7 protein-coding genes are annotated in these 13,026 nt (G+C 62.5%); all 7 read left to right on the top strand.

Features of this window, described 5'->3' with window-relative positions; all coding sequences use genetic code 11:
* The first annotated feature begins 18 nt into the window (after positions 1–18).
* The 7 genes from H9X86_RS01900 (at position 19) to addA (ending at position 13,009) form a co-directional block, all read left to right on the top strand.
* A complete protein-coding gene (locus H9X86_RS01900) occupies positions 19–873 on the top strand; it encodes an FtsQ-type POTRA domain-containing protein (protein WP_204899903.1) in 855 nt (284 codons plus the stop codon).
* Positions 874–1,086: 213 nt separating this feature from the next.
* The gene (ftsZ, locus tag H9X86_RS01895; protein ID WP_204899902.1) at positions 1,087–2,157 is read left to right on the top strand and encodes a cell division protein FtsZ; all 1,071 of its coding nucleotides are present in this window, start codon (positions 1,087–1,089) and stop codon (positions 2,155–2,157) included.
* 58 nt (positions 2,158–2,215) lie between these two features.
* Positions 2,216–3,142 carry a tRNA glutamyl-Q(34) synthetase GluQRS gene (gene gluQRS / locus H9X86_RS01890; protein WP_204899901.1) on the top strand — a complete coding sequence of 309 codons (927 nt, stop codon included), beginning with the start codon at positions 2,216–2,218 and terminating at the stop codon, positions 3,140–3,142.
* 58 nt (positions 3,143–3,200) lie between these two features.
* Complete coding sequence (guaB, locus tag H9X86_RS01885; RefSeq protein ID WP_204899900.1) at positions 3,201–4,676, top strand: IMP dehydrogenase; 1,476 nt, start codon at positions 3,201–3,203, stop codon at positions 4,674–4,676.
* A 318-nt stretch (positions 4,677–4,994) separates the two neighbouring features.
* The gene (locus H9X86_RS01880) at positions 4,995–6,056 is read left to right on the top strand and encodes a glycoside hydrolase family 25 protein (protein ID WP_204899899.1); all 1,062 of its coding nucleotides are present in this window, start codon (positions 4,995–4,997) and stop codon (positions 6,054–6,056) included.
* Between the two features lie 124 nt (positions 6,057–6,180).
* On the top strand, positions 6,181–9,462 hold the full coding sequence (locus tag H9X86_RS01875; RefSeq protein WP_243416784.1) for a PD-(D/E)XK nuclease family protein: 3,282 nt from the start codon (positions 6,181–6,183) through the stop codon (positions 9,460–9,462).
* Positions 9,452–13,009, top strand: coding sequence for a helicase-exonuclease AddAB subunit AddA (addA, locus tag H9X86_RS01870; RefSeq protein ID WP_204899898.1), 3,558 nt, complete (start codon positions 9,452–9,454; stop codon positions 13,007–13,009). Before H9X86_RS01875 ends, addA begins: the two co-directional genes overlap by 11 nt.
* Positions 13,010–13,026 lie beyond the last annotated feature (17 nt).

Genomic DNA, 13,026 nt, shown 5'->3' with positions numbered 1-13,026 from the left:
ACCAAAGAGGTGATTGGCATGGCACGTGAGCGCAAGCATCCGCCGAAAAAAAAGCGGCGGGGCAGGTTTCGATTGTTCTATCAACTGCTCTCTCTGGTGGCGGTGGCGGCGGCCATGGTCACAGCCTGTGTGGTTTTTTTTCGGGTCAACAAGGTAGAAGTGCAGGGCAACGCCCACTATGATGCCCAGACCATCATTGCCGCCTCCGGCATTGAAATGGGGGATAATCTGGTGACCATGTGGGAGCCGGACATCAACCAGCAGATCTGCCAGCAGCTGCCTTATGTGCAGCGTGTGGTGCTCCAACGTACCCTTCCGGACAAGGCGACACTGATGGTGGTGGAGCGCACCGTGGCGGGCACGGTGTCCGGCGGCGGCAGCCAGTGGCTTCTGTCTGCCGATGGCTATCTTCTGGAGCCCACTCAGCAGACCCAAGGCATCGAGATCACCGGCATTGAGGCAGTGGATCCTCAGCCGGGAGCGCCCATGGAGGTGGCTGAGGACAGCCAGTCCAAAGCCAAGGCCATTCCTCTGCTCATGTCTGCCTTGGAAGAGGCGGATAAACTCTCCCAGTGTACAAAGATCGACTGCTCTGCTGCGGCCTCACTGAAAGTCAGCTACGGCATGCACCTGCTGAAATTCCCCCTCCATGGGGACTACCAGCGGATACTCAACCTGTTCCAGGCGGCTCTGGACAGTGGTAAGATCCCGGAAGGGGAGCCCAAGATCTTTGATTTCACCGTGGTGGACGACGAGGTGTATGTCCAAAATCCCAAGCCGGAGCCATCCGCTCAGCCAAGTGCCGAGCCTCAGGCCAGTGCCGAGCCCCAAACCAGTGCTGAGCCCCAGGCCAGCGCCACTCCGGAACCCTGAATCAAAACCTCTGCGCCGGCAGGTTTGCGGCGCAGAGGTTTTTTGCATCATCCGTTTGCTGGAAGTTCCAAAAGGGTGGGACAAATTTTTGCAAAATAACTTGCAATTCACTATTGACCCCGTGGGGAAAAGAAGCTAAAATATAATGTGATTTGTAGTCTGGATCATTGCAGGCATGTACATAAACTGTTTCGATATAGGAGGGTCATATTTATGGCTTTTGTCATGGATTCTACGGTGAAAAGCGCAGATACCTTGAAGGTAATCGGTGTGGGCGGCGGCGGCTGCAACGTGGTCAACCGCATGGTGCGTGTGGGTATGCAGGGTGTGGAGTTCATCGCTGTGAACACCGACCGCCAGTGTCTGGCTGCCTCTGAGGCATCCCAGAAGCTGCCCATCGGTGAAAAGCTCACCGGCGGCAAGGGCGCCGGCGCCAACCCCGACGTGGGCCGCGAGTCTGCCAAGGAGAGCAAGGATCAGATCTCCGCTCTGCTGGACAACACCGACATGGTGTTCGTCACTGCCGGTATGGGCGGCGGCACCGGCACCGGCGCTGCCCCTGTGGTGGCTGAGATCGCCAAGTCCCGGGGCATCCTCACTGTGGGCGTGGTCACCAAGCCCTTCAGCTTCGAGGGCCGTCGCCGTATGGATCAGGCCATGCGGGGCATCGAGGAGCTGCAGTCCAAGGTGGACTCCCTGGTCATCATCCCCAATGACCGGCTCCAGTACGCCACCGACGAGAAGATCACCTTCGCCAATGCCTTCGCCATTGCCGACGATGTGCTGCGCCAGGCTGTGCAGTCCATCTCCGATCTGATTACCACCACCGGCCTCATCAACCTGGACTTTGCCGATGTCACCGCCGTTATGAAGGATGCCGGTCTGGCTCACATGGGCGTGGGCCGTGCCGCTGGTAAGAACCGTGCCGAGGAGGCCACCCGTCTGGCCATCAACAGCCCCCTGCTGGAGACCTCCATCCAGGGCGCCAAGGGCATCATCGTCAACATCACCGGCCCCATGGACATCGGTCTGGACGAGGTGGAAGTGGCCGCCGAGATGGTCAAGGAAGTGGCCGATCCCGATGCTCTGTTCATGATGGGCGCTGCCTTTGACGACACCCTCCAGGACGAGATCCGGGTCACCGTCATTGCCACCGGCTTTGGCGGGGTGAGCAATCCCGTTCCCGGTCAGAGCAAGACTGAGGAGACCGAGGAGAACCAGGAAAAGGACGACAAGGACGGCTACTTTGAGGATATCTTCAAGCTGTTCCAGAACAATAAGTAATTAGGTGCAATGCCGCTGCCCAGCAGCGGCATTGCCTGTTTTCGGAAGGGTGGATGACATGGAGGTGCGAGGACGGTTTGCCCCCAGCCCCAGTGGACGAATGCACCTGGGCAATTTGCTGGCGGCCCTGCTGGCTTGGTTGGATGTGCGCAGCCAGGGTGGCACCATGGTACTGCGCATTGAGGATTTGGATCCTCAGCGCTGCTCCCTGGACAAGGCCAGACAGCTGGTGGAGGATCTCCAGTGGCTGGGCCTGGACTGGGACGAGGGCGGGCTGGAGCCGGAGTACTGCCAGTCAAACCGCTCCCGCTACTACCAGCAGGCATTTGAACGCCTGGAGGCTTTGGGCCTGGTCTATCCCTGCTACTGTACCCGGGCAGAGCGTTTGGCTGCCTCTGCTCCCCACGCTTCCGACGGGGCGGTGGTATACACCGGGCGTTGCGCCCACCTCACCCAGGAGCAGCGGCAGCAGCTGGAGGCGCAGGGCCGCCGTCCAGCCTTTCGGGTGCGGGTGCCCCGGGAGAAAGTGACAGTGACCGACGGCCACATGGGGCCGTACACCCAGCAGCTGGACACCCAGTGCGGGGACTTTATCGTCCGCCGCTCCGACGGCGTGTGGGCTTACCAGCTGGCGGTGGTGGTGGACGATGCCCTGATGGGGGTCAATCACGTGGTACGAGGCAGCGATCTGCTCTCCTCGTCTCCCGCCCAGGCATGGCTGCACCGTACGCTGGGGTATGAGCCGCCCCGGTTTTACCATCTGCCCTTGCTGGTGGATGCCCAGGGCCGGCGGCTGTCCAAGCGGGATCGGGACTTGGATATGGGGGTTTTGCGGGCCAAGTACACCCCCCAGGAGCTGGTGGGCTGGCTTGGGTGGCTGGCGGGCTTGCAGAGCATGCCGAAAAGTGCCACACCCAGGGAGTTGATTTCCAGCTTCCAGTGGTCAAAAGTGCCGAAAAAGGCGGTCGCTGTAGGTTCAACTTGACACTCTTTTTCCCAGAGCGTAAAATGGGACATAAATATAAAATTGGAGGAGTGGTAAAATGTCGCAGATTCAGTACAATGATAAGTTTGTAAAAATGGGTCTGACCTTTGACGACGTGCTGCTGATCCCCGCTGAGAGCAATGTGCTCCCTGCGGACATCAACCTGCACACCCGTCTCACCCGCAAGATCACCTTGAATATCCCTGTGGTGAGCGCCGCCATGGACACCGTCACCGAGTCCCGGATGGCCATTGCCCTGGCCCGTGAAGGCGGTCTGGGCATCATCCACAAGAATATGTCCATCGGTGCCCAGGCTGAGCAGGTGGACATGGTCAAGCGCAGTGAAAACGGCGTTATCACCAACCCCTTCTTCCTCGGCCCAGGCCACACCCTGGCTGAGGCAGATGAGTTGATGGCCAAGTACCGGATTTCCGGCGTACCCATCTGCGACAATGGCAAGCTCATCGGCATCATCACCAACCGTGACATGAAGTTCGAGACCGATATGTCTCAGCTCATCGACAACGTGATGACCAAGGACAACCTGGTCACCGCTCCCGAGGGCACCACCCTCCAGGAGGCCCGTGAGATTCTCCGCCGCCACAAGATCGAGAAGCTGCCCATCGTGGACAGCGAGTACCGCCTCAAGGGTCTCATCACCATCAAGGACATTGACAAGGCTCAGGTCTATCCCAACTCCGCCCGTGACGAGAAGGGCCGTCTGATGGTGGGTGCCGCCATCGGCGTCACCGCCGATGTGCTGGATCGTGTGGCCGCTCTGGTGGAGGCTGGCGCCGACGTTTTGTGCCTGGACTCTGCCCACGGCCACTCCCAGAACATCCTCAACTGTGTCAAGCGCATCAAGAGCCTGTACCCCGACGTGCAGCTCATTGCCGGCAACGTGGCCACCGCCGAGGGTACCCGTGCCCTCATCGAGGCTGGTGCTGACTGCGTGAAGATCGGCATTGGCCCCGGCTCCATCTGCACCACTCGTGTGGTGGCGGGTATCGGCGTGCCCCAGATCACCGCAGTGTACGACGCCGCCCGTGTGGCCGCTGAGTACGACATCCCCATCATCGCCGACGGCGGCATCAAGTTCTCCGGCGACATTGCCAAGGCCATTGCCGCTGGCGGCAACGTGGTCATGCTGGGCTCTCTGCTGGCTGGCTGCGAGGAGTCTCCCGGGGACACCGAGGTCTACCAGGGCCGTCAGTTCAAGGTCTACCGTGGCATGGGCTCCCTGGGCGCCATGGCTTGCGGCTCCAAGGACCGCTACTTCCAGCAGAACAACAAGAAGCTGGTGCCCGAGGGCGTGGAAGGCCGTGTGCCTTACAAGGGACCTGTGGCCGACACCATCTATCAGATGATGGGCGGCCTGCGTGCCGGTATGGGCTACTGCGGCTGCGCCACCATCGACGAGCTGCGCACCAAGGCTCAGTTCACCCAGATCACCGCCGCCGGTCTGCGGGAGTCTCACCCCCACGATATCTACATCACCAAGGAAGCTCCCAACTACACCGTCAGCCCCCAATAATTACTTCTCGAAAATGCAAGCATTTTCTCGAGGAAATGCAGCCCGCTGCATGCATAATCGGGTCAAAGGACGACCCGATTCCACACTGGCGGGCTGAGAAGTGTTTTTCCCGATGCACATGTCCTCGGGAAAAACGGCTTCCAATTTATTTTCCCGCCCGCAGGCGGGAAAACTCTGCCGAAGGCTTTTGCCTGTGCAAGTCATGGGCGTTGGTTTTTGACAGTCTGCATCTGCCACAGAGGAATACCTCTGTGGTAGATTTTTTTTGTTGCAACGGGGAGAGAAAGCCAATATAATGGGGAGAAAGGGGGGATAACCTTGCAGGATCAGATGCTGGAACAGGAGAGAGAAGAGGCGGAGGAGGTTTCCCAAGTACCGGAGACGGAGTGTGAGCCGGACATAGAGCCACAGCCGGTGCAGCGCAGGGAAAAGCACCGACCCAACAAGCTGGTGGTGTCGCTGAGTTTGGCGCTGTGTGTGTCTTTGGCTGCTGTGGGATATCTGGGGTTCCGGCTCCACGGACTGCGGAGCCAGGTGGAGCAGCTGAAATACTCCGCTGTGGCCAAAACCACCATCCAGGCTCTGGTGAGCCAGTACGGCCTGACCACCGCCTTCATCCAGCAGATGTTTCCCCAGGAGTATGTATATATGGGGGAAAACGGTGTCACCATTGTCCCCTTCAACGAGGCCCTCACCCGGCACAGCTATGACTGGAGCGGGCTGAGTGAGGCGGATGGGCGCTACGGCTACACCGCTCCCGACGGCACCCAGGCTCTTTTGGGCGTGGACGTGTCTACCTTCTCCGGTGAGATCGACTGGGAGGCGGTGAAGGCTGATGGCATCCACTTTGCTATGATTCGCCTGGGCTTTCGGGGCTACGGGGACGAGGGCAAGTTGATGATGGATGAGCAGTTTTTAGCCAACGTCCAGGGCGCCGCAGAGGCGGGACTGGATGTGGGGGTGTACTTCTTCTCCCAAGCCATCACCGTGGAGGAGGCAGAGGAGGAGGCAGAGTATGTGCTCAACGCCTTGAAGGGCCACTCCATCACCTATCCTGTGGTCTTTGACCTGGAGAAGATCGGCTATGACACCGCCCGTACCGACGATTTGAGTGTGGAAATGGCCACCCAGATCACCCAGACATTCTGTGAGCGGGTGGCTCAGGCGGGCTATCACCCCATGATCTACGGAAATACCCCATGGCTGATGGATCGCATTGACCTGACCCAGCTCACAGAGTACCAGCTGTGGCTGGCACAGTATCAGCAAACGCCCACCTTCCCCTACCAGTTCCATATGTGGCAGTACAGCCACCAGGGGACGGTGGCGGGCATTAAGGGCAGCGTGGACATGAATTTGCTGCTCACCCCCTTTGAGTAACCCGATAAGCTGAGATGCAACCACCCACCGGAGTAGGAATGTGCCTGTCTGGTGGGTGGTTTTTTGTGGCACAGCCTGGCGGGCTGTGATAAAATAGGAGAAAATCCAGGAAGGAGTGAGAGGATTGCTCACCCTATTGTATGCCCGGGCCGGGCAGGAAATACGAAGAGAATTGTTGGAGCGGCTGGGACAGTCCCCGGCACCCCGCCGCCTGCTGCTGGTGCCCGAGCAGTACTCCCACGAGAGCGAGCGGGACATGTGCCGGGTGCTGGGCAACGGGGCGTCCCGCACCTGCGAGGTGCTCTCCTTCACCCGGCTGGCCGGACGGCTGCGGGAGGTGGCAGGGGGCGGCGCCGCCCCGGTGCTGGACGGGGGCGGACGGATGCTGCTGATGTACGCCGCCCTGCGCCAGTGTGCCCCTCAGCTGCGCATGTACCGTGCCCCCTCCCGCAAGCCCGCCTTCCTCACCCATGTGCTGGCCACCATTGACGAGTGCAAGAGCTGCTGTGTGCAGCCCCAGCAGCTTCTGGAGGCCGGGGAGGAGCTGGGCGGCCAGCAGGGGGACAAGTGGCGGGACATCGGCCTTTTGTATGCCGCCTATGAGGCTCTGGCTGCCCAGGCAGCCGCCGACCCTCGCAGCCGCCTGGACGTGCTGGCCCAGCAGCTGGAGGAGACTGGGTGGACCAGGGACAAGGAAATTGCGGTGTTCGGCTTCACCGACTTCACCCCCCAGGAGGAGCGGGTGCTGGAAAAGCTGATGGCTCAGGCCCACGTCACCGTGGCCCTGGTGTGCGATCCTCACAACGACCCGGAGGGCATCTTTGAACCTGCTCTGCGCTGTGCCTCCCGGCTCAAGCGGTTGGCCCGACAGGGCGGCTGCGGGGTGGAGGAGCAGACCCTTCAACGGCCTCACCCCTGTCATCCCGCCTTGGCTTGGATGGAGGGGCACCTGTACGGGCCGATGCCCGCACCCTGGGACGGGGAATGCCCTGTGACCCTGGCCCGGGCCACCACCCCCCGCCAGGAGGTGGAGTGGGCGGCCAGTGAGATCGTGGCTCTGCTGCGCACAGGAGACGTGCGCTGCCGGGATATCGTGGTGTGTCCCCGGCGGCTGGAGGGGTACGGGGAGCTGGTGGAGAGCGTCTTTGCCCAGTACGGCATCCCCGTGTATGTCAGCGCCATGGAGGACGTGCTGCGCCACCCGGTGCTGGCTCTGGTCACCTCCGCCCTGGCCGCTGTGGCCCAGGACTACCCCTATGAGGAGCTGTTCCGCTACCTGAAAACCGACCTCACACCCCTGACCCAGGCCCAGCGGGACAAGCTGGAAAACTATGTGCTCACCTGGAACATCAAGGGCAGCATGTGGACGAGAAAAAAGCCCTGGAACATGCACCCCCAGGGGTACGGGCTCGCCTTTTCGGAGGAGGACACCACCCTGGTGGAGGAGCTGGACCATCTGCGATGCCAGGTCATCGCACCCCTGGAGCGGATGCGCAAGTGCCCGGACCAGACAGGGGCAGGCCGGGCCCAGGCTCTATACCAGCTGCTGGAGGACATTGACCTGCCCAAACGATTGGAAGAGCGGGCGGCCAGTCTGGAGAGCCGGGGCGACCTGAATACCGCCGCCCAGTACCGCCAGCTGTGGGATATTGTGGTGGGGGGGCTGGAGCAGTGTGCCCTGCTGCTGGGAGATACCCAGCTGGAGATGGAGGAGTTTTCCCGTCTCTTTGCCCTGGTGCTCAGCCAGTATGATGTGGGAGCCATTCCGGTGTCCCTGGATCGAGTCACCTTGGGAGAGGCGCCCCGTATGGCCCACAAGGAGTGTCAATATCTCTTTTTCCTGGGGGCGGATTCCCATGCTATTCCCAGTTGTGCCCCCGCTGCCGGGCTCTTCTCCGACCAGGATCGGGATGCCTTGGCTGCCATGGAGGTGGAGCTGGCTGCCCGACAGGAGGAGCAGCTGAGACGAGAACTGACCATTGTCTATGAGACCTGCGCCCGACCCACGGGGGGGCTGTACGTCAGCTACGCCCAGCAGGACGGAGCGGGGGAGGAGCGGGGCCCCAGCTTCCTGTATGAGCGGCTGACCCAGCTGTTTCCCACTGCCCCACAGGGCGACCCGGCCGATGTGGCCTGCCGTCTGGCTGCCCCGGGCCCCGCCCTGGAGGCATCCGGGGGAGTACCCCAGGTGCGCCAGGCCCTTGCCCAGCTGCCGGACATGGCAGGGCGGGTGGAGCGGCTGGAACAGGCGGGACAGTGGCGGCGGGGCCGTCTCTCCCCCCAGGGGGTACGCACCCTGTACGGGAAAGCGGTGCCCATGTCCGCCACCCGGCTGGATCTGTACCAGTCCTGTCACTTCTGCCACTTCCTCCGGTTCGGACTCAAGGCCCAGCCCCGGAAGCGGGCCAAGTTCGCACCCTCCGACTACGGCACCTTTGTCCATGCAGTGCTGGAGCAGGTGCTGGGCCAGCACCCCGCCCCAGAGCAGTGCCGGGCCTTGGCGAAGGAGGCGGCTGATCGGTATGAGCAGGAGGTGCTCCAGGGGCTGGAGGACGAGACCGCCCGGTTCCGCTGGCTGTTCCAGCGCATGAAGCAGTCGGTGCTCACCGTGGTGGACAGTGTGGCGGGGGAGCTGTCCGCCTCCCAATTTGTCCCCGTGTGGCTGGAGCTGGGCTTTGGCCGGGGGGAGCAGCTGCCTCCGGTGGAGGTGGAGCAGGACGGCATGACCCTGCGCCTGTCCGGCTTTGTAGACCGGGTGGACAGCTGGGAGCATGAGGGGAAACGCTACCTGCGGGTGGTGGACTATAAAACCGGCAAAAAGGCCTTTGATTTTGCGGATGTGGAGGACGGACGGGGTTTGCAGATGCTGCTCTACCTCTTCGCTCTCAGCCGAAACGGGGAAACCCTCTTTGGAGATCAGGAGCTGGTGCCCGCCGGGGTGCTGTATGTGCCTGCCCGCACCGCCCTGGTGGACGGCAGCCGGAGTACAGACCCCGCTGAGGTGGCCAAGCAGCAGGAAAAGCAGCTGCGCCGCCAGGGCCTGGTGCTGGATGACCCGGCGGTCATCGACGCCATGGAGGAGCCTGAAGACGGCAAGTATCGCTATCTGCCCCTGTCCTCCCGCAGTCGGGACTGCCTGGTGAATGAGGCACAGATGGCGGAGCTGGACGAGTATGTCACCCAGGTACTGAGAGAGGCTGCCAGCCAGGTGGCGGGGGGCAACATTGATGCCGACCCCTATTGGCGGGATGCCACCCACAATGCCTGTCAGTGGTGCGAGTTCCGCTCAGCCTGCCATTTTGAGGAGTGTATGGGGGACGTACTGCGTCGGAGACGTGCCAAGCGTGCCTTGGAGTTTTGGAAGTGGATGGAAGATCGTATGGGAGGTGGAAACCATGGGGATTGAACTCACCCGCCAGCAGCAGGCTGTGGTGGACAACCGGGGGGGTGACCTGCTGGTGTCCGCCGCCGCCGGCTCCGGCAAGACCAGGGTGCTGGTGGAGCGGCTGATGCAGCGCATGGAGCAGGGGGAGGATGTGGACCGATTTCTGGTCATCACCTTCACCAACGCCGCCGCTGCCGAACTGCGGGACCGCATCGCCGCCGCCATTCACCAGCGTCTGGCCCAGCAGCCCAACAACCGACACCTGCGGCGCAATGCCACCCTGGTTTACCAGGCACAAATTTGTACCATTGATGCCTTCTGCCTGGACTTCTTGCGGCAGTGGGGCTACTTGGCGGGGCTGGACCCGGACTTCCGCCTGTGTGATGCGGGCACCGGGGAGGAGCTGCGCCGCCAGGCTCTGGAGACGGTGCTGGAGGGGCGATATGCCAACATCGAACATGACCCCGGTTTTCAAGCCCTGGCCGGCAGCATGGCGGGAGACCGGGACGACCAGACTCTGGAGTCGGTGATCCTGGCCATCCATGCCAAGGTGCAAAGTCAGGCCAGCCCCCTGGACTGGCTCATGGAGCGGAAACAGGACTTTGACCTGGAGGGAGAGACCGCCCCGGAGGACACCCCCTGGGGCAAGCTGCTTCTCTCCGATGCCCGGGAGCTGGCCCGGTACTGGGCGGACGTCCTGCAAGGGGTGCTGAAAGAGCTGGAGGACGACCCCGTGTTATGGAACAACTATGGGGGCACGCTGGGCACCACCATCGGAGGGCTGGAGCGGGTGGCCAGCGCCCAGGGCTGGGACGAGATGGCCCAGGCGGTGAACACTGTGGCCTTTGAGCGCCCCAAAGCCAAGCGGGGAGAATGCGACCAGGCTCTGAAGGAGCGGGCCAAGGGACTGCGGGAGACCTGCAAAAAACAGGTTGGTAAGCTGGGAAGTCGGTTTTCCATCACCGGGGCGGAGGCCATGGAGGACTTGCGGGCCATTGCCCCTGCCATGACCGCCCTGCTGGATGTGGTGGCGGAGTTTGACCGGGCCTTTTTGGAGTTGAAGGGCCGCCATCGGCTCATCGACTTTGCCGACGGGGAGCACCTCACCGCCGCTCTGCTCACCGATGGGGAGGGGAATCCCTCTCAGCTGGCCAAGGAGTGGCGCAAGCGGTACGTGGAGATCATGGTGGACGAGTACCAGGACACCAACGGAGTGCAAAACGCCATTTTTGATGCCCTGTCCCAGGGAGATAACCTGTTTTTGGTGGGAGATGTGAAGCAGTCCATCTACCGCTTCCGCCTGGCTGACCCCACCATCTTTTTGGACAAATACCGCCGCTTTGCTTCATGGGAGGAGGCAGAGCCGGGACAGGGTCGAACCATCCCCCTGTCCCACAACTTCCGCTCCCGCCCCGAGGTGCTGGATGCCACCAACTTTGTCTTCCGCAACGTGATGACCCAGTCGGTGGGGGAGCTGGACTACGACGAAGACCAGGCCCTGCGCCACGGTCGGCAGGACTTGCAGCCCGACCCCCGCTATGCCACCCAGCTGTGCTGCGTGGATGTGTCGGAGCTGCCCGAGGACGAGGATGCGGGCAAGGACATGGTGCAGGCCAGGCTGGTGGCCAGACACATGCAGGAGCTGTTGGCGCAGCGACTGCCCATTGGGGATCGCACCCTGCGCCCCGACGACATGGTGATTTTGCTCCGTTCCCCCGGCTCCACCCTGCGCTATTATGCCGCCGCCCTGGACGAGGCAGGCATCCCCTGGAGTGCGGATGGGGGCAGAGAGTTTTTCGGCACCACCGAGATTGCGGTGGCCATCTCCCTGCTCCAGGTGGTGGACAACCCCCGGCAGGATGTGCCTTTGCTGTCGGTGCTTCGCTCCCCGGTGTTGGGCTTTACCCCCGACCGACTGGCCCAGCTGCGGGCGGGGTGCTCCGGCTCGGTGTATGAGGCGGTGGAGGCAGGTGCCCAGAGGGGAGAGCAGGACTGTATGGACGTTCTCTCCCTGCTGGGTGAGCTGCGGGCCCTGGCAGCGGAGGAGAGCAGCCACAAGCTGCTGTGGTACATCTATCAGCGCACCGACCTGCCCGCCATCTTTGCCGCCATGCCCCAGGGCACAGCCCGCAGGGCCAATCTCATGGGGCTGTACGAGGAGGCACGCCGATTTGAGTCCGGGGGGCACAAGGGGCTGATGGCCTTTCTCATCCACCTCACCCGCATGGCGGAAAACGGACTCACCGTCCCCGTGGAGGGGGAGAGCGCTGGGGGCGTGCGTATCATGTCCATCCACAGCTCCAAGGGTCTGGAGTTCCCGGTGGTGTACCTATGTGGGCTGGAGCACCAGTTCAACACCGAGGACACCCGTTCCACCATTCTGTTCCACCCGGAATTAGGGCTGGGGCCCAAGCGGGTGGATCGACAGCGGATGCTGCGCTACCCCACCATTGCCCGGGATGGAGTAGCTTTGCGGCTCAGTCAGCAGCTCATTGCCGAGGAGATGCGCCTTTTGTATGTGGCCATGACTCGGGCAGAGCACAAGCTGGTGATGTTCATGGGGGTCAACGGCAGAAATCTGGGGCTGGAGCGGCTGGCAGCCCAGGCCCAGTGTCCGCCCCCGCCCCGGCAGATGGCTGGGGCCACCTGCATGGGGGAGTGGATCCTCACCCCCGCCCTGTGCCGGGAGGACAGCCAGCCCCTGTGGGACGAGCTGGGACTCCAGCGGCCGTGCAGTGCCCCCCAGCAGGGGTATCGCTGGGACATTCGGCTGCTCAAACCTCTTCCCGCCCGGGACAGTCACACCCAGGAACCCCAGGGGCAAGGACAGGTACCCACGGGTGTGGAGCTGCCCCAGGGGTGGCAGGAGGCTCTGGCCTGGCGTTATCCCCATGGAGTGTCTGCCCAGATGCCCTCCAAGCTCACCGCCACCCAGCTCAAAGGCCGGGACAAAGACAGTGAGGCGGCCCAGGACGGGGTGGAGTATGTACCTGCCAAGCCCACGGTGACCCTGCGCCGTCCGGTGTTCCACGGCGCAAAACCCCTCACCCCCGCCCAGAAGGGCACGGCCCTGCACATGGTGATGCAGTACCTGGACTTTTCCCGCACAGGCTCCCTGGAGGAGATTCAAGAGGAGATTGCCCGGCTGGTGGCCAAACAGTTCATCACCCCCCAGCAGGGGGAGGCGGTGGAGCCGGAACGGGTGCTGAGCTTTTTCCAATCCCCCCTGGGTAGGCGGCTGGTGGAGTCCACCCAGATGGAGCGGGAGTTCAAGTTCTCCATGCTGGTGCCCGCTGTGGACTACTATCCCCAGGCGGAGGAGGGGGAAGAGGTGCTGCTCCAGGGCGTGGTGGACTGCTGGTTTGTGGAGGAGGACGGCACGGTGACTGTGCTGGATTTTAAGACGGACCGGGTGACGGCTCAGAGCGTGACGGGGCGAGCCAGGGAGTACCGTCCCCAGCTGGAGGCGTACAGCCGGGCCCTGTCCCAGGCCCTAGGGCTGCCTGTGGGCCGTTGTGTGCTGTGGTTTTTTGCGCTGGGGGAAGAAATCAGCTGGGAAATAAAATAATTTGAAAAAACCCTTGC

This window comes from Pseudoflavonifractor capillosus, assembly GCF_016902575.1.
GTDB lineage: Bacteria > Bacillota > Clostridia > Oscillospirales > Oscillospiraceae > Enterenecus > Enterenecus capillosus_A.
Note: the sequence above shows the minus strand (reverse complement) of the source record. Positions and strands in the feature narration are given on the sequence as shown.

Excerpts from the sequence above, each read along its gene's own strand:
- H9X86_RS01900 (WP_204899903.1), top strand. The coding sequence starts at position 19 with ATGGCACGTGAGCGCAAGCATCCGCCGAAAAAAAAGCGGCGGGGCAGG.
- ftsZ (WP_204899902.1), top strand. The coding sequence starts at position 1,087 with ATGGCTTTTGTCATGGATTCTACGGTGAAAAGCGCAGATACCTTGAAG.
- gluQRS (WP_204899901.1), top strand. The coding sequence starts at position 2,216 with ATGGAGGTGCGAGGACGGTTTGCCCCCAGCCCCAGTGGACGAATGCAC.
- guaB (WP_204899900.1), top strand. The coding sequence starts at position 3,201 with ATGTCGCAGATTCAGTACAATGATAAGTTTGTAAAAATGGGTCTGACC.
- addA (WP_204899898.1), top strand. The coding sequence starts at position 9,452 with ATGGGGATTGAACTCACCCGCCAGCAGCAGGCTGTGGTGGACAACCGG.